At 62.6% G+C, this 16804-nt stretch carries 13 protein-coding genes and 2 pseudogenes; 5 read left to right on the top strand and 10 right to left on the bottom strand.

The genetic code is table 11. The features are described from left to right. Nucleotides 1-185: 185 nt before the first annotated feature. Nucleotides 186-950, top strand: coding sequence for an IS6-like element IS6100 family transposase (locus tag LDB26_RS20175; protein ID WP_001389365.1), 765 nt, complete (start codon nt 186-188; stop codon nt 948-950). A gap of 18 nt (nt 951-968) precedes the next feature. Here LDB26_RS20175 and LDB26_RS20170 read toward each other — a convergent pair whose 3' ends face one another. The 4 genes and pseudogenes from LDB26_RS20170 to LDB26_RS20155 all read right to left on the bottom strand — a co-directional run bounded on the left by LDB26_RS20170 (nt 969) and on the right by LDB26_RS20155 (nt 6084). Further along, nucleotides 969-3422: a Tn3 family transposase gene (locus LDB26_RS20170; RefSeq protein ID WP_257542281.1), complete on the bottom strand. Its 2454-nt coding sequence runs from the start codon at nt 3420-3422 to the stop codon at nt 969-971. Nucleotides 3423-3564: 142 nt separating this feature from the next. Beyond that, entirely contained in the window at nt 3565-4131 is a 567-nt protein-coding gene (locus tag LDB26_RS20165) for a TetR/AcrR family transcriptional regulator (protein ID WP_008786762.1), read from the bottom strand. 10 nt (nt 4132-4141) lie between these two features. Continuing rightward, nucleotides 4142-5272 (bottom strand): annotated as a pseudogene (locus tag LDB26_RS20160) (MFS transporter); the annotation flags it as partial. A gap of 47 nt (nt 5273-5319) precedes the next feature. Next, nucleotides 5320-6084, bottom strand: coding sequence for an IS6-like element IS6100 family transposase (locus LDB26_RS20155; protein WP_001389365.1), 765 nt, complete (start codon nt 6082-6084; stop codon nt 5320-5322). A gap of 51 nt (nt 6085-6135) precedes the next feature. Between LDB26_RS20155 and LDB26_RS20150 the strand changes: the two are divergent. The 3 genes and pseudogenes from LDB26_RS20150 to LDB26_RS20140 form a co-directional block, all read left to right on the top strand. Continuing rightward, nucleotides 6136-6645, top strand: a pseudogene (locus tag LDB26_RS20150) (Tn3 family transposase); the annotation flags it as partial. 142 nt (nt 6646-6787) lie between these two features. Further along, on the top strand, nt 6788-7654 hold the full coding sequence (locus LDB26_RS20145; protein WP_006961816.1) for a recombinase family protein: 867 nt from the start codon (nt 6788-6790) through the stop codon (nt 7652-7654). A gap of 29 nt (nt 7655-7683) precedes the next feature. Next, a complete protein-coding gene (locus LDB26_RS20140; protein WP_257542436.1) occupies nt 7684-7839 on the top strand; it encodes a hypothetical protein in 156 nt (51 codons plus the stop codon). Nucleotides 7840-7905: 66 nt separating this feature from the next. Here the strand turns inward: LDB26_RS20140 and LDB26_RS20135 are convergent, their stop codons facing one another. Beyond that, complete coding sequence (locus tag LDB26_RS20135) at nt 7906-8436, bottom strand: GNAT family N-acetyltransferase (protein WP_007686150.1); 531 nt, start codon at nt 8434-8436, stop codon at nt 7906-7908. Continuing rightward, on the bottom strand, nt 8433-9053 hold the full coding sequence (locus LDB26_RS20130; RefSeq protein WP_008832583.1) for a recombinase family protein: 621 nt from the start codon (nt 9051-9053) through the stop codon (nt 8433-8435). Before LDB26_RS20130 ends, LDB26_RS20135 begins: the two co-directional genes overlap by 4 nt. A 125-nt stretch (nt 9054-9178) precedes the next feature. Here LDB26_RS20130 and LDB26_RS20125 point away from each other — a divergent pair, with 125 nt between their 5' ends. Next, complete coding sequence (locus LDB26_RS20125) at nt 9179-12070, top strand: Tn3 family transposase (protein WP_013849879.1); 2892 nt, start codon at nt 9179-9181, stop codon at nt 12068-12070. Between the two features lie 196 nt (nt 12071-12266). Here the strand turns inward: LDB26_RS20125 and LDB26_RS20120 are convergent, their stop codons facing one another. From LDB26_RS20120 to LDB26_RS20105, 4 genes are read right to left on the bottom strand one after another with little or no spacing between them, the layout of a single operon-like run. Further along, nucleotides 12267-13016 carry an HAD-IIB family hydrolase gene (locus LDB26_RS20120; protein WP_004212890.1) on the bottom strand — a complete coding sequence of 250 codons (750 nt, stop codon included), beginning with the start codon at nt 13014-13016 and terminating at the stop codon, nt 12267-12269. Continuing rightward, a complete protein-coding gene (locus LDB26_RS20115) occupies nt 13013-15514 on the bottom strand; it encodes a heavy metal translocating P-type ATPase (protein ID WP_004212886.1) in 2502 nt (833 codons plus the stop codon). The genes LDB26_RS20120 and LDB26_RS20115 overlap by 4 nt, the downstream gene beginning before the upstream one ends. Beyond that, nucleotides 15511-16119, bottom strand: coding sequence for a cation transporter (locus tag LDB26_RS20110; RefSeq protein ID WP_004212885.1), 609 nt, complete (start codon nt 16117-16119; stop codon nt 15511-15513). Before LDB26_RS20110 ends, LDB26_RS20115 begins: the two co-directional genes overlap by 4 nt. Then, a complete protein-coding gene (locus LDB26_RS20105; RefSeq protein WP_004212882.1) occupies nt 16116-16802 on the bottom strand; it encodes a ZIP family metal transporter in 687 nt (228 codons plus the stop codon). The genes LDB26_RS20110 and LDB26_RS20105 overlap by 4 nt, the downstream gene beginning before the upstream one ends. Nucleotides 16803-16804 lie beyond the last annotated feature (2 nt).

Here is a 16804-nt window from a genome sequence, read left to right as displayed (position 1 = left end):
CTCAGCGCCCGCGCGGCCCCAGGGGCGCGCCCGCCGCACCGCCTTGGGCGGTGGGGAGCGCCGCCGCGAAGGCGGGGGCGCTGGCGCGTCGGCGCCATCGCTGGTCGGGCAAGTGCCGCGAGACGGCTCTGTTGCAAAAATCGTGAAGCTTGAGCATGCTTGGCGGAGATTGGACGGACGGAACGATGACGGATTTCAAGTGGCGCCATTTCCAGGGTGATGTGATCCTGTGGGCGGTGCGCTGGTATTGTCGCTATCCGATCAGCTATCGCGACCTTGAGGAAATGCTGGCGGAACGCGGCATTTCGGTCGACCATACGACGATCTATCGCTGGGTCCAGTGCTACGCCCCGGAGATGGAGAAGCGGCTGCGCTGGTTCTGGCGGCGTGGCTTTGATCCGAGCTGGCGCCTGGATGAAACCTACGTCAAGGTGCGGGGCAAGTGGACCTACCTGTACCGGGCAGTCGACAAGCGGGGCGACACGATCGATTTCTACCTGTCGCCGACCCGCAGCGCCAAGGCAGCGAAGCGGTTCCTGGGCAAGGCCCTGCGAGGCCTGAAGCACTGGGAAAAGCCTGCCACGCTCAATACCGACAAAGCGCCGAGCTATGGTGCAGCGATCACCGAATTGAAGCGCGAAGGAAAGCTGGACCGGGAGACGGCCCACCGGCAGGTGAAGTATCTCAATAACGTGATCGAGGCCGATCACGGAAAGCTCAAGATACTGATCAAGCCGGTGCGCGGTTTCAAATCGATCCCCACGGCCTATGCCACGATCAAGGGATTCGAAGTCATGCGAGCCCTGCGCAAAGGACAGGCTCGCCCCTGGTGCCTGCAGCCCGGCATCAGGGGCGAGGTGCGCCTTGTGGAGAGAGCTTTTGGCATTGGGCCCTCGGCGCTGACGGAGGCCATGGGCATGCTCAACCACCATTTCGCAGCAGCCGCCTGATCGGCGCAGAGCGACAGCCTACCTCTGACTGCCGCCAATCTTTGCAACAGAGCCGACCATCTCGTCATATTGCTGCTCGATCTCATCCCAGTTGATCGGACTGGAGAGGATCGGCTGCAAGTGGGGAAGCCGCGTTCGCATGCCGACATCGGGAAGAGCCAGCTTCTGGCGAGCGATCGCTTTCAGGCGGGGTGCAAGCTCAAATCCGAGAAGCCGGCAAAATGCAAAGCCAACCGCGCTTTGGCCATGACTATCAACATATTGTCGCTGGATTTCCATGTCGGTGCAATGGCGCAGCACGCCCTCGATCATGGAGGCGACCTCGGAGGAAGAGCAGCGCTTGAGCTGGGAATAGACGCATGTCGCGCGTCGTTCGACATGCCAGTAGATCATGACGCCCCGTCCACCATAACGCGCATGCCATTCCGTCATCAGGTTGCGATCCCAGGCTCCGAACTTTGTGGAATCTGACGCACAGGCCGTGCCGGCGTCCCCCCAGACTGCAGCATTGCGGATTGCCAGGGTCGCATTCGCAACCCTGGCACACGCCTCCTTGAGCGCCGCGGCATGAACGAAGCGGCGATGGACATGCAGCAGCTCTTCATAGCTGACATCGGGGGTGGCGCCGGCGATCCGCTTGAGCCCGGCATTCGTTCCCAGGCCGTAGAGGCATAGCAGGAGACGTTGATCCAGCGCGGTTTTCGGCAGTGCAACACGCGAGGCCGATGTTTCGAACGCTTCGAGAAGTCCCGTATCAAGGGCAGCCTCCTTCAGTACGTCGAGCAGCCCGGTCATCGGCCAGCGTTGGCCGATCTCGGTCTTGATCGAGGCGAGACCCCTGGGTTCGGGCAAGGGTTTGAACGGGGTGAGAGATATACGGTTCTCGCCGCGCCACAGCAGCCGAACCTTGTCGTTCCGGGGAATATTGGCATTGAGGAGCAACAGTTCCTGAGCAAGCTCTTCCCGGATGGCGCTTGAAAATGCACGCGCATCCGCCGTCAGGTTCAATCCTGTGTAATATGCTTCTCGCCGCGCATCGAAGTCCTTGGGAAGATCGTCATCGGGATTGCGGTATCGGTCCGCCCCGACAACCCAGATTTCCTTAGAACGGATGCGATCGCGCAGTTGCGCGAGGACACAAAGCTCATAACTGATCCGGTTTACGCGCCCCTCTTCATCAATGACGGAACTGCGCCATCTCGCCGGAATGACCTCGTCGACCGGCACTGCGTGCGGCGGCACGTAGCGGCATCCATCATCCACTTTGCTTCTGATCCAGTCCAGGGCCGCCAGCACCGGACGCCACACGGCGTTGTTCGACCGGAACTCCAGTGCCGAAAGCAGGCTTGGCAGCATACGGCGATAATGATTGGCCCATGACCTCCGCATCACCTTGTAGATCCGCCGATCCAAGGCGCCCTTTGCCTGGCTTTCCTTGATGATCGCCGCCAGTTTGTCCTTGCCGGCGATTGGGAAAATGACATCGCAGATGCGCCCGGATGGATCGTCGATCGAAGCGCTGGCAATCTCGACCAGGAGTCGCTCCTTGCCATAGACCCGCTCGATGTCTTTCGCGATATCGCCCACCACCTTGCGTTTCGAGCGCGATCCGATCTTATGGACCGTCTCGATCAGCAGGTCGACCATCGCATCCGTAAGCTGAGCTTCCCGCGCCATCAGATAAACGGCATAGAGCCCGAGCTGGCGCGCCGGTACATGCCGGCGCATCTCCGAGGCTTTCTCGCCGGCAACCCGGCGAACGATCTGATCGACCCATGCCTTGCCCGTGACCGATAGGAAATCTCGGGGAAGAGCAAGCCGTTGGATAAAGGCGAGTTTGGCGGTCACGCCAAGAATGTTTTCGAGCGTCGCCTGACCTGCATCCCCCTTCATCGTGTTGAAGCCGGTCGGGCCATCGGGATCGGCGAGCGAGGCTTCCAGCAAGGCGACCGCATCCGGCGCAAGCCGATCGCGGACTCGGGCCAACAGGGCCTCCAGATAGAGGTGTCGTTGCGAACGGACGAGGCGTTCCAGCTCCTTGCGCGACGGCCCATAGATACGGCGGTCGCGGCACCACAGGAAAACATGCTCGAGCATGGCATTGATCGGCTGCCCGCCCGCACAAAGATCGTCGGAAATCCACCTCGACAACGCCCTGCGATCCGTCTGCGTCATACGGCGGAACCCGAGATGCCGCAAAATCTCCGCGCAATGCCGGCGGGCGGTGCGCCCGGAAAAATCATAGTGGTTCACGGATTTGGCATCGAGACCAAGTTGCTCCGCCAGATACAAGACACCGTCGGAGGGTATCGACGCATGATCCGGCACAAAGAAGCCATGCCCGGCGAAAAATCTAAGCTGAACCGCCAATCCCAGTCGTGCCGTCTCCGCTTTGCCGGTCACGAACGCGATGTCCGAAAAACTCAGGCTCCAGGAGCCGATCAGATCCCCACTCGAAACGCCAAGGCTCATAACGCCGCTCCCTTATCGGAGCGGAACGTCGTTCCTCGCATGGGCGATCGTCAACAACAACCAGCCCGTTCCCGACGTGTTCTCCAAGATGACCAAAATCGCAGCTTCGGGCCGACTGGGCCGGGTTGTGGGGGGACACCAGTTATTTCGGGAGGTTTTCTTCCGCCTCAACAGGTCCGGCGGCCATCGCGACGAGGCGCGCCGCGATACGCTTGCGCAGTTGCTCGGGGAGCGGGCGCGACGACAGCGCCTCGTGAATCCACAGCCCATCGGCGGCAAGGCGCGAAATGAACCTGTCCAACTCGGCAGCGTCGTTTCCAATCGGCGCAGGAGGTGCCCAGCGGTCGATGACCTGTTGCCACAGATCGCCAAGCTGCCGATTGTCGGAGCTTTCCAGCATGAGCAGCAGTTCGACCCGCCGGGCAGCTCTTGCGCAGGTGTTGATGTAGGCGGCGTGTCGTTCGGCGTCTGTCGCCCTGTCCGAGGTGTTGCCGGCGCTCGCTTCCAGCTCCTGTTCCCATGAGCGAGTCAGATGCTCATGGGTGGCGAGGATCAGGGCTTCGCGCGACGGGAAATGATACAGAAGGCCGGCGCGTGTCATGCCGGTTTCGAGCGCTACGGCGTCGAGGGTGACGGCGGTGAGGCCGTCACGCTCGATGATGCTCACAATGGCTTCAAGCACTTCGAGGCGCTTGCTGGCTCTCGCCATGTCGGCTTCCTTAGTGTTGTGTGGGATAGGCTGACGATTGCGAGCCGGGACCGTAGCGCCGCAACAGGATGCCGGTGATCAGGGCACCCACGGCCAGAACACCCGCCGCCACGTACATGACGACCGTATAGGCGTGGTCGAATGCGATTCCTGCCGCTTGACGCACGACAACACCATCGGCCCCCGCCTCGTTGGCAAAGACCAGCGCCGACGCCATGCTGTCGCGGGCCGCTTCCGAGGTTCCGGCGGGGAACACGACGTTGACCGTATAGAGGTAGGCCAAAAGACTTCCGAGAATTGTGACAGCGAACAGACTGCCAAACTCGTAGGACACTTCCTCGACCGACGACGCCATGCCGGCGCGATGCACAGGCACATTGCCCACAATAGCCGTTGATGCCACCGACATTGTTGCACCTACGCCGGCACCGGTCAGCGCCAGACCGGCGATCAGCCAGCCAAGGCCATGAGTGATGCCCCATGTCGCAAGCAGGACCGCCAGCGATCCCGCCGCAAGCCCGCCAGCTATAAGGATACGTAGGCCAATACGATGCAGGAATGCACCACCGAGCAGCGCAGTCGGCAATGATCCGAGCGCCGCCGCCGAAACCAGCATCCCGGCTTCCAGCGGCGTGAAGCCCGCAACGAGCTGGAAGCGTTGCGTCGTAGCAAGCTGAACACCGCCGATGGCGAACAGGGAGAACGCGGCCGCTAGAACGCCCGATGTGAACGCGGCATTGCGGAAGATCGAGAAGTCGAGCAGCGGGAACGGCAGGCGCAGTTGCCGGCGGACGAACAGCGCTCCGGCGAGGATGGCAACCAGCAGCGAAATAGCGGGGACGGCCCACGACTGCCCGGCATGGGCAGATTCCTTGATCGCGATCACAAAAGCCGACAGCGCCACCAATGCCTGAAACGACGACACCACGTCCCAAGGCTTGGTCGCATCGCCGGCCACCTTCGGCGCAACGATCAGCGCCGAAATGAAGGCAGCGACCACTACCGGCACATTGATGAGGAACACCGACCCCCACCAGAAATGGCCGAGCAGAAAACCGCCGATGATCGGTCCGAGCGCAGCGCCGACGACCGACAACGACCCCCAGATCGCAATGGCGATGTTGCGTTCCCGGTGGCTCTGTTGCAAAGATTGGCGGCAGTCAGAGGTAGGCTGTCGCTCTGCGCCGATCAGGCGGCTGCTGCGAAATGGTGGTTGAGCATGCCCATGGCCTCCGTCAGCGCCGAGGGCCCAATGCCAAAAGCTCTCTCCACAAGGCGCACCTCGCCCCTGATGCCGGGCTGCAGGCACCAGGGGCGAGCCTGTCCTTTGCGCAGGGCTCGCATGACTTCGAATCCCTTGATCGTGGCATAGGCCGTGGGGATCGATTTGAAACCGCGCACCGGCTTGATCAGTATCTTGAGCTTTCCGTGATCGGCCTCGATCACGTTATTGAGATACTTCACCTGCCGGTGGGCCGTCTCCCGGTCCAGCTTTCCTTCGCGCTTCAATTCGGTGATCGCTGCACCATAGCTCGGCGCTTTGTCGGTATTGAGCGTGGCAGGCTTTTCCCAGTGCTTCAGGCCTCGCAGGGCCTTGCCCAGGAACCGCTTCGCTGCCTTGGCGCTGCGGGTCGGCGACAGGTAGAAATCGATCGTGTCGCCCCGCTTGTCGACTGCCCGGTACAGGTAGGTCCACTTGCCCCGCACCTTGACGTAGGTTTCATCCAGGCGCCAGCTCGGATCAAAGCCACGCCGCCAGAACCAGCGCAGCCGCTTCTCCATCTCCGGGGCGTAGCACTGGACCCAGCGATAGATCGTCGTATGGTCGACCGAAATGCCGCGTTCCGCCAGCATTTCCTCAAGGTCGCGATAGCTGATCGGATAGCGACAATACCAGCGCACCGCCCACAGGATCACATCACCCTGGAAATGGCGCCACTTGAAATCCGTCATCGTTCCGTCCGTCCAATCTCCGCCAAGCATGCTCAAGCTTCACGATTTTTGCAACAGAGCCAGATGGTCAAATATGCAGCCGCGATGCAGACAAAAACCGCCGACCCGGAGGCGATCCTGCGCCGGTTTAGCCGCTCCGAGGTGATGCACCCGACCTACAAGGCGTTGAGTGAGCTGGGCCGCGCGGTCAAGACGATCTTCCTGTGCCGGTATCTGCGCGAGGAGTCCTTCCGCCGCGAAATTCATGAAGGCCTGAATGTCGTTGAAAACTGGAACAGTGCCAATGGGTTCGTTTTCTTCGGCAAGGGCGGCGAGATCGCCACTAACCGCATCGATGAGCAGCAGCTCTCGGTCCTGGCGCTACATTTGCTGCAAGCGTCGCTTGTCTATGTGAACACCCGAATGCTTCAGAGCGTGCTGGTGGAACCGAAATGGACGGGCCGGATGACGCCGGATGATTATCGCGGCCTCACACCGCTGATTTACAGCCACGTCAATCCTTATGGCCGCTTCGACCTCGATCTGAATAGCCGGATCGATTTTGGGCGGCTTGCTGCCTGACCGGGGCCTTTCCGCTCGCACCATTTGGGTGCACCCGAACGTGACGATCGGAAGTGACATATACGACATGTCACAAAAGGGTGGTTCCGTCACCAATGTTACTGTACGAGGGCAAAGCCACCCTAATGTGACGGATTTGCCCATGACCCGCGTCGGCTACGCCCGCGTCAGCACCATCGACCAGGATCTCGACATCCAGGTTGCCCGGTTGAAGGCAGCGGGCTGTGAAATCCTCCGCTCCGAAACAGGCTCGGGCGCATCGCGCACTGGACGCACGGAGCTTGAGACGATCATGCAGTTCCTGCGCGCCGATGACGAACTCGTCGTCCTGCGTCTCGATCGGCTCGGTCGCTCCACACGCGATGTTCTCAATCTGGTTCATGAACTCGACCAGAAGGGAGCCTCATTGCGGGTGCTTGAGCCGGAGGTGACGACGGCCGGAAGCATGGGGCGGATGGTGATCACCATTCTGGGCATGGTCGCGGACATGGAACTGACGTTCATCAAGGACCGGCAGCGCGCCGGGATCGAGGCGGCGCGCGCCGAAGGCGTCTACAAAGGCCGGAAGAAAAACATCGATGACGATGAAATCCGACGCCGGATCACCGCCGGCGCGAGCAAGGCCAGCGTCGCGCGCGACCTCAAGATCTCAAGAATGACCGTCTATCGGGCGCTTGACGTCATTCCTTCAAGGATCGGGCTGCCGGAAAAGCCGCCTTCTGTCACCATCGCCCTGCATCTGACCATCGAGAACTTCAACAAGCATGGTCGTGGCAGAAAGCCCGCTCGCGAGCGCATTGAGGCGATGCTGGAGCGGGATTACCAGATGCAAAAGACCGGGAACTGCGATTACACGCTGACCGTCGCCTATGATCAGGGTGCCGATGGCGTCAGCCTCGATGATGAGATCGCATCTCTCCAGACAGAGATGTTCAACATCGCAGAGAGCTACAGGTGCTCGATCGAGACCGATGTTTACGAGATTGGAGGACAAGAGCGAGCCTGGTAGATCGCCATGTTCAATCTTTGTTCTTCAACATGGCCAAAATCGCAGCTTCGGGCCGACTGGGCCGTATTGCCGATCTCGACTTCGCCTATCTGCCCTATGGCGAGCTGGAGAGAAACAGGGACGCGATCGCTCGTTTTGGAACGGGATTGAAGGCCATCAAGGCGATCTCAAGCCCCCTTCCCTGAAAGGGGGCGTTTGCGGGAGGGGGCGGAATCCTACGCCAAGCTCGCCCAGATAGCCGGCGCGAGATCTTACTTGTTGCTGCCTTCTACGGTCGCGCCAGAAAGGCGACGGCTCAGTTCTATCCGGCGATGGCTACGCATTTTGAAGGTGTCTGGCCCAACGCGCCGATACTCAATGAAGCCGAGAGAACGCCAAAATCGCTCTGCCGCTTCATTCGCTTCCAGCACGGCCAACCGAATCTCTGTGGCACCTCTCGCAGCGGCCCAGCTTTCGACCGTCGAGTAAATTGAGCGTCCGACGCCACGACCACGCTGTGCGGCATCTACGATCATGAAGCCGAGATACCATGTGCCATCACGCGGATAATCGCGGAGGATGGCCGCGATTGCATATAGGCCGCCAGGCCCCTTCCATCCCAGGACAGCTTGATTGTGGGCGCTCTTTTCGGGCGGCACATCGGAGAAAAGCTCGCGAGCATCGTCCAGCGTGGGCGCGGCCCCGTCCTGCAACAGGAAATAGTCGCTGCAACGGTTGTACAGGTCTGCAACGTCTGCGGCGTCCGCTTGGGTAAGTTTGATCGGGGCTCCCGTCATCATCATCGCGTTTTGGCAGCAAGCACGCGCTGACCGTAATCCCGGAGTTCCCCGTTGGGACCGACATAGCGGTAGAGAGTGACGCGCTCGATCCCGAGTTCCTTGCAGAGGTCGGAAACGGACGTGTCGCGTTGGGCCATAGCAGCCTGAGCGAGCCGCACCTGGGCCTTGGAGAGGGCGAACTTGCGGCCACCCTTGCGTCCCCGCGCGCGGGCAGCGGCCAGGCCAGCCATGGTGCGCTCGCGGATCATATCCCGCTCAAACTCCGCCAGTGTGGCAAAAATGCCGAACACCATCCGGCCCGATGGCGTCGTGGTGTCGATCTGCGCGCCCTTGCCGGTGAGCACCCGCAGACCGATACCGCGATCCGACAGATTCTGCACCGTGCTGACCAGGTGGGTGAGCGTTCGGCCGAGCCGGTCGAGCTTCCAAACGATGAGGACATCGCCGTCGCGCAACGATTTCAGGCAGGCGGCAAGACCGGGGCGATCATCACGGCTACCGGATGCACGATCATCATAGATATTGCCTGGCTCGACACCGGCAGCGCGAAGGGCATCGTGCTGCAGGTCGAGCGACTGCGAGCCGTCGGCTTTGGACACGCGGGCGTAGCCGATCAGCATGGATCACAAACGAAGGTTTGAGGCGGTGACGAACATGAGCACATAAGATTGGGCTATTGTGTATCTTAACCAGCATCTCAATCAAGCTATCTCAAACCGTAGCTCGGAAAGAATAAGGAGCATGTATGCCGCGTCGCGTGACCCTGACCGATCGACAGCGCGAGGCGCTGCTTCACTTGCCGGTCGATCAAGGTGAGCTGCTGCGGCACTATACCCTCAGCGATGAGGATCTCGGGCATATCCGCCAGCGCCGGCGCGCCCACAATCGTTTTGGCTTCGCGCTGCAACTGTGCGTCCTGCGCTACCCGGGCCGGGTGCTCGCTCCTGGCGAGTTGATCCCGGCGCAGGTATCGGATTTCATCGCGGCCCAGCTCGGCCTGACCAGCGACGATCTACTCCTCTATGCCGCGCGCGAGGAGACCCGGCACGAGCATCTGGCGGACCTTCGCCGAATCTACGGCTATCGCTCCTTTTCGGGGCGGGGCGCACGGGATTTGCGCGAATGGATCGCTCGGGAAGCCGAGGCGGCGACATCGAATGAGGATCTTGCCCGTCGCTTCGTTGCGGAGTGTCGCCGCACCCGCACGATCCTTCCCGGCTCCTCGACGATCGAGCGCCTTTGCGCCGATGCGCTGGTTGAGGCCGAGCGCCGGATCGAGGATCTTATCGCCCATCGCATCACGCCAACCCTGAGCGAGAATTTGGCTCACCTGTTGGAGGATACGGTGGATGGTCGCGTCACGCGCTTCGTATGGCTGCGACAGTTCGAGGTTGGCGCAAATTCAGCAGCCGCTAACCGGCTGATGGATCGACTGGAATATCTTCAAAGGTTCGATCTTCCGGCGGATTTGCTGGACGGCGTGCCGGCGCATCGTGTGACCCGGCTTCGCCGGCAGGGCGAGCGCTATTACGCCGACGGCATGCGTGATCTGCCCGAAGACAGGCGGCTTGCGATCCTCGCTGTCTGCACCCTGGAATGGCGGTCATCGCTGGCCGATGTCATCGTGGAGACCCACGATCGCATCGTAGGCCGTCTCTATCGGGCCTCCGAACGCCTTTGCAACACCAGGATCGCCGACGAAAAGGCGGCCGTTCGGGACACGCTGAAGTCCTTTGCCGAAATCGGTGGTGCTTTGCTTGGAGCGCAGGACGATGGCACGGCCCTGGACGGGATAATCGCCACCGGGCCTGGCTGGGAACGGTTCAGAACCCTTGTCGCCACGGCCTCCGCGCTGACCAACGTGCTCGCGGCCGACCCGCTCAGCCGTGTGCTGGACGGCTATCACCGTTTCCGCCTCTACGCGCCCAGGATGCTGCGCCTGCTCGACATGCAGGCGGCGCCGATCGCCACGCCTCTTCTGGCGGCCGTTGCGATGCTGCGTAACGGGATCAAGGTCGATCCGCCGGTGGATTTTCTACGTCCCAACTCGAAATGGCATCGTCATCTTTGCGCTGAGCCCAGCGGCGACCACCGGCTTTGGGAAATCGCGGTGCTGTTCCACATCCGCGACGCCTTCCGGTCCGGTGACATATGGTTGGCGGGATCGCGCCGCTATGGCGACCTCAAGCAGCTTCTGGTCCCGCCACAGGCGATAGAGCAGACCGCGCGGCTCGCCGTGCCGCTGCGACCCGGCGAATGGCTGGCCGAGCGCAGGGCTCGACTGGATACACGGCTGAAGGAGTTTGGCCGCGCGGCGCGAACCGGCACGATCCCAGGCGGCATCATCGAGAACGGCAAGCTGCACATCGACAAGCTGAGGGCCGACACGCCCGAAGGGGCCGAGGATCTCGTGCTCGATCTCTATCAACAGCTCCCGCCCGCGAGGATCACCGATCTGTTGCTGGAAGTCGATGAGCGAACCGGATTTTCCGAGGCGTTCACGCATCTGCGCACCGGCGCGCCCTGCAGCGACCGGATCGGCCTGATGAACGTGTTGCTGGCGGAAGGCGTCAATCTCGGTTTGCGCAAGATGGCGGCGGCGACCAACACGCACAGCTTCTGGGAATTGCTGCGGATCGCGCGCTGGCATGTCGAAGGCAGCGCCTATGATCGGGCGCTCGCCATGATCGTGGAGGCCCACGCCGCCCTGCCCATGGCCGCCTTCTGGGGACAAGGGCAATCGGCATCCAGCGACGGGCAGTTCTTCCTTGCTACCGAGCAGGGCGAGGCGATGAATCTGATCAACGCGAAATATGGCAACGTCCCGGGCCTCAAGGGATACAGCCATGTGTCCGATCAATATGCGCCGTTCGCAACCCAGGTGATCCCGGCAACGGTCAGCGAGGCTCCCTATATCCTGGACGGGCTGCTCATGAATGACGCGGGCCGCCGCGTTCGCCAGCATTTTGCCGACACGGGCGGCTTCACCGATCATGTGTTCGCCGCCTGCGCCTTGCTCGGCTACCGGTTCGCCCCCCGTATCCGCGATCTCCCTCAGAAAAGACTCTATGCCTTCACGCCCAACGCGACGCCGGCCAATGTGCGAGCGCTGGTCGGAGGTAAGATCAATGAACCGCTCATCGAGCGCAACTGGCCCGACATCCTGCGCATCATGGCGACGATCGCAGCGGGGATCGTCGCCCCCAGCCAGATTCTTCGCAAGCTCGCCTCTTACCCGCGCCAGAATGAGCTGGCCCTCGCATTGCGAGAGGTGGGCCGCATCGAGCGAACCCTGTTCATGATCGACTGGATTCTTGATGCCGGCCTCCAGCGCCAGGCTCAGATCGGCCTCAACAAGGGTGAGGCCCACCACGCCCTAAAGCGCGCCATCAGCTTCCACCGCCGAGGTGAAATCCGGGATCGATCCGGCGAAGGCCAGCACTATCGCATCGCCGGAATGAACCTGCTCGCCGCCATCATCATATTCTGGAACACCATGAAGCTCGGCGAGGTCGTCAATACCCGGGCCGCCAGCGGTACCCATATCGCGCCTGATCTACTCGCCCACGTCTCGCCGTTGGGATGGGAACACATCAATCTAACCGGGGAATATCGCTGGCCCAAATCCTTAGCGTAGGATTCCGCCCCCTCCCGCAAACGCCCCCTACGATTGAGAAGCGCGGCGGAATCTCTTAGATTGATCGCTGGAGGCTTTGTTCGCGGAGACGCGCACATTGCCTTCTTTTCGTTTTAGGAAGCGCTGCCCTAAGCGACAGAAGCCAGAGCTTTGACAATGCGGCATTCCGCGATGGAGCCGACCATGTATCTTGATCCTATCGGTGCAGACACGCGATGATGGCGGTCACGACGGCGGTGGTTTCCGCGACGTCGCGCACCCTCACTGTGTCGAGGCCGATTTCAGCAGCGGGATAGTCATTCCCACCGGGGAATATCGCATCCCCAATGAACAGCATCCCGTCGAGCGGGACACCGCTCTCGGCACTCAGGCGCTTCAGGCCATAGCCCTTGTCGATCCCTGCTCTGGTCACGTCGATCGATGTCGTGCCACCGAGATTGATCGAGAGCTCCGGCAGCTTCGCGCGCAACGTGGCCTGCAACGCGGTCCTCTTCTTTCGGTCAGGATCCCACGCTTCCTTTTCCTTCAGCGGCGCTGCCTGCCCCAGGCCCGAAAAGGTGATCTGGCTGCCCCGGTCCTCGATCCGTTCGCCCCAGATACGTTCGTCGGCGAGACCGGCATCGGTCAGCGCCTGATCGAAGGCCGTGCGGATCTTCGCCTTCTCCGCGTCGTCGAACAGTTCGGCATAGACCGCGCGCCAAGCGCCATTGATGAACCGATAGAGTTTCGTGCCTGTGGTCGGCATCAACCAGAGACGGTCGAGCGCGACGCCGGCAGGAAGGCGCGAGGCGATCTGCTTTTCGAACTGCGGCCAGTCCCCGCCCGAGATCACCGCCACATCCGTGATGGCGAGCAATCGGGCGAGGATTGCGGCCATATCCTCCGATAACGGCCGCTTGCTCTCGGCAAGCGTGCCGTCGAGGTCGAAGGCGATCAGCCACTTCATGCCGCCTTCCCTGCCGGATCGCGGTAGGCGAGCAGCCTGAGCGCATTGATGACGACGAGCAGCGTCGATCCCTCATGAACCGCCACCGCTGGCCCAATGCCGAGGCCGAGGATGGTAGCAGGCACCAGGAAGGCGACGACACCCAGGCTGACGAAGACGTTCTGCCGGATGATTCCACGGGTATGGCGGCTAAGACCGACTGCGAATGGCAGGTGCGCCAGATCGTCGGCCATCAGCGCCACGTCGGCTGTCTCCAGCGCAACGTCCGACCCCGCCGCGCCCATCGCGATGCCGACCGTGGCGCTTGCCATCGCCGGCGCATCGTTCACGCCGTCGCCCACCATCGCGACCTTGTCTTCGCCGGCGAGCTTCTTGATCGCGGCAACCTTGTCTTCGGGCATGAGGTCGCCCCACGCTTCGTCGATCCCGACTTCGTCGGCGATCGCTTCGGCGACTTTCTGGTGATCGCCGGAGATCATTATCATCCGCGACACGCCCATCTCGTGCAGCCGACGCAACGCGGTCTTGGCAGCTTCGCGAGGCGTGTCCATCAGGCCGATCGCGCCCAGGTCGCGGTCCCCCTTGCGGACCACCATTGTCGTGCGGCCGTTCTCGCGCAGCTTCGCGATTGCGTCCTGCGCGCCCTGCCCCAGCGCCGGAATGCCCTCACTTCCGAACATCTCGGCCTTGCCGATCCACACCGTCTCGCCATCCACGCTCGCGGTGACGCCCCGACCGGTCAGGCTCTTGAGGTCGCCGGCAGTCGGCACGGCACGATCGTTCAGACGTTCGCGGCCGTCCTTGACGATCGCTTGGGCCAGGGGATGGTCGCTCAACGCTTCGACGGCGACAGCCAGCGCCAGCAACTCGCCTTCATCGGCGCCATCGACGGGCACGACATCAGTGATGCGCGGACGACCTTCGGTCAGCGTGCCCGTCTTGTCGAAAGCGATCGCTTTGAGCGACCCGAGGTTTTCGAGCGGTGCACCGCCCTTCACGAGCACGCCGCCCCGCGCTGCACGGGCAACGCCCGACAGGACCGCGCTCGGCGTTGCGATCGCGAGCGCGCACGGGCTTGCCGCCACCAGCACCGCCATCGCGCGATAGAAGCTGTCGCGGAACGGCTCGTCGACGACCACCCATGCGAACAGCAGGAGCACTGACAGGACCAGGACGGCGGGCACGAAGATCCGTTCGAACCGGTCGGTGAAGCGCTGCGTCGGCGACTTCTGCGTCTCCGCTTCGCTCACCATCTTCACGACCTTGGCAAGCGCGCTTTCATTGGAACGGCGTGTCACCTCGATCTCGATCGCGCCGCCGCCGTTGATCGTACCAGCAAAAACCCGGCTTTCCGCGTCGACTGCATCGGGCTTGGCGCGTGCCGCTGCGGCATCTGCGACCGGCACCTTGTCGACCGGGATGCTTTCACCCGTGACCGGGGCCTGGTTGATCGCGCTGGTGCCCTTGATGACGAAGCCGTCGGCAGGCAGGCGCTCGTTCGGGCGGACGATGGCAATGTCCCCGACGACCATCTGCTCGACCGGGATTTCGCTGGTCTGCCCGCCGCGTCGCACGGTCGCGGTTTCGGGCGCGAGCTTCGCCAGCGCCTCGATCGCCTTCTTGGCGCGGCCCATTGCATAATGCTCAAGCGCATGGCCGAGGCTGAACAGGAACAGCAGCAGCGCACCTTCGGCCCATGCGCCCAGCGCAGCGGCGCCGGCCGCAGCGACCAACATCAGCGTGTCGATCTCGAACTTCTTCATCCGGAGGTTGTCGATCGCCTCGCGCAGCGTGAAGAATCCGCCGAAGAAATAGGCTGCGATATAGCAGGCGGTCGGCAGCCATTCGGGCGCGCCAGCGACCAGCCTCTCGATCGCGTAGCCGATCCCCAGCAGCGCGCCACAGGCGAGCGCGAAGATCAGCTCGGTATTGGGGCCGAGAAATTCGGCGTGGCTATGGTCGTGGCCATCGCCGGGGCCGTGCTTCTCTTCGCCCGCGCCGTGGCCCCCGGGGCCGTGGTCGTGGCCGGCATGTTCATCGGCAGCGACCCGCTTGCCCACCCTCACCTTCAGCTTGCGAAGCGCAGCGCGCACCTCCTCTTCGGTGGTTTCGCGGCGATCATATTCGACCCGGACAGACCCGCTGGTGCTGGCGCTTGCCTGGACCACGCCGGGCAAGGCGCACAGCGCATCGCTGACCGTGCGCGCCCGACGTTCGTGGTTGATCCCCGTCACCTGCCAGATCGCATGGCCGTAGCGCTCGGTGATTTCGGCACCTGCGGCGCGCACCATTTCGCGCAACCGTGGCAGCGGCAGCTTGGCGGCATCGAAATGGATGCACAGCGCCGCTGGCGTGTTGCCGTCGAGACAGATCACATGCGCCCGCTCGACACCTTCGCGCTTTGACAGGGTTGATACGAGACGGTCCAGGCAGGCATCGGCCGCGTCAGGAAGGTCCGGCAACAACACTGGAATGTCGAGTTCGAGCTTGTCGTTCATGACGACCTCCTTTCGCTTTTCTTGGTTTCGGCGCGCGCGTCGCGCAGGATTTCGACACCGCCCTTGATGGCGATGATGGCGGTGGCGAAGCCGACCAGCAGGTCCGGCCAATTGGTACCCAACCACAGCACCAGCACGCCGGCGATCAGGATGCCGCCGTTGGAAATGAAGTCGTTGAAGCTGAAGGTGGTTGCGGCCCGGAGATTGACGTCCGGATCCTTGAGGCGCTGGAGCAGCCGCAGGCAGAGGTAATTCACGACGCCGGCGATCGCGGACATGACCATCATGGTAGGTCCGATGGGCTCGCTGCCCTGCACGTAGCGCCGTCCGACATCGATCAAGATGCCGCCCGCGAAGATCAGCAGCATGACGCCCGAAGCGACCGCGGCGCGTGTCTTCCATGTCTGGCCCCGGGTGAGCGCCACAAGGCTCAGCGCATACACAGCCGTATCGGACAGGTTGTCGACGCCGTTGGCGATCAGCGCGCTCGAGTCCGCGAAGAAGCCGGAAACGAAGAAGCCCGCAGCGATCGCCGCGTTCAGCAGCAGGACGATCCACAGTGTGCGGCGCTCCTGCCCGCCATTGTTGTCGTTGCCCGGGATCATCCCATCATCTCCTCAAGTGTCAGCAGGGCCAGGAAGCCGACGAAAAACATCGAGCTGATGAGCGGGGTGTCGGGTTTCTCGTGCGCCTCGACCAGCAACTCCTCCGTGACGAGGTAGAGCAGCGCCATCAGCCCGAAGCTGAGGAAGCCGGCGATCATCACCGGCGACAGCGCGGCGACCGGCACGGCAGCGAGCGCGCCGATCGGCAGCAGCAGGGCCAATGCCGAGACGATCACGATGATGCGCAAGCGCGAGCGATAGGTTTCCGCCAGCTCGTCGGTCAGCGTCAGTCCCAGAAATAACACTTCCAGAGTGAGCGCGATCGTCAGCAGGAGACCTGCCTTCTCGCCCGCCACGAAAGCGAGGCCGAGCACCAGGCCGTCGACCAGAATGTCGATGCCGATCGCGGCGAGTAGCGCCATCGGCCCCTTGAAGCGGGCCTCAAGAGCCTTGAGCCCCAGCATGGTCGCGACGCCCGCCGCCCCGCCGATCAACGTCGCGCTGGGCGATGCCTCATGCTTGACCTGCGGCAGGATTTCGGTCGCTGCCGCCGCGAACACGACGCCGGCAGCGAGATGCTGTAGGCCCGCCACGAGGCCAGGTTTCAACTTGGTGCGGCTCGCGACAATCGCGCCGAGCACGACCGCCAGCACAGGCGCAAGCGTATAGAGCAGTGCCTGCATTT

The sequence above is a fragment of the Sphingobium sp. CFD-1 genome, from assembly GCF_024611115.1.
Taxonomy (GTDB): domain Bacteria; phylum Pseudomonadota; class Alphaproteobacteria; order Sphingomonadales; family Sphingomonadaceae; genus Sphingobium; species Sphingobium baderi_A.
Note: the sequence above shows the minus strand (reverse complement) of the source record. Positions and strands in the feature narration are given on the sequence as shown.

Coding starts and splice junctions, on each gene's coding strand:
- LDB26_RS20175 (WP_001389365.1), top strand. CDS start 186: ATGACGGATTTCAAGTGGCGCCATTTCCAGGGTGATGTGATCCTGTGG.
- LDB26_RS20170 (WP_257542281.1), bottom strand. CDS start 3,422: ATGAGCCTTGGCGTTTCGAGTGGGGATCTGATCGGCTCCTGGAGCCTG.
- LDB26_RS20165 (WP_008786762.1), bottom strand. CDS start 4,131: ATGGCGAGAGCCAGCAAGCGCCTCGAAGTGCTTGAAGCCATTGTGAGC.
- LDB26_RS20155 (WP_001389365.1), bottom strand. CDS start 6,084: ATGACGGATTTCAAGTGGCGCCATTTCCAGGGTGATGTGATCCTGTGG.
- LDB26_RS20145 (WP_006961816.1), top strand. CDS start 6,788: ATGACCCGCGTCGGCTACGCCCGCGTCAGCACCATCGACCAGGATCTC.
- LDB26_RS20140 (WP_257542436.1), top strand. CDS start 7,684: ATGGCCAAAATCGCAGCTTCGGGCCGACTGGGCCGTATTGCCGATCTC.
- LDB26_RS20135 (WP_007686150.1), bottom strand. CDS start 8,436: ATGATGATGACGGGAGCCCCGATCAAACTTACCCAAGCGGACGCCGCA.
- LDB26_RS20130 (WP_008832583.1), bottom strand. CDS start 9,053: ATGCTGATCGGCTACGCCCGCGTGTCCAAAGCCGACGGCTCGCAGTCG.
- LDB26_RS20125 (WP_013849879.1), top strand. CDS start 9,179: ATGCCGCGTCGCGTGACCCTGACCGATCGACAGCGCGAGGCGCTGCTT.
- LDB26_RS20120 (WP_004212890.1), bottom strand. CDS start 13,016: ATGAAGTGGCTGATCGCCTTCGACCTCGACGGCACGCTTGCCGAGAGC.
- LDB26_RS20115 (WP_004212886.1), bottom strand. CDS start 15,514: ATGAACGACAAGCTCGAACTCGACATTCCAGTGTTGTTGCCGGACCTT.
- LDB26_RS20110 (WP_004212885.1), bottom strand. CDS start 16,119: ATGATCCCGGGCAACGACAACAATGGCGGGCAGGAGCGCCGCACACTG.
- LDB26_RS20105 (WP_004212882.1), bottom strand. CDS start 16,802: ATGCAGGCACTGCTCTATACGCTTGCGCCTGTGCTGGCGGTCGTGCTC.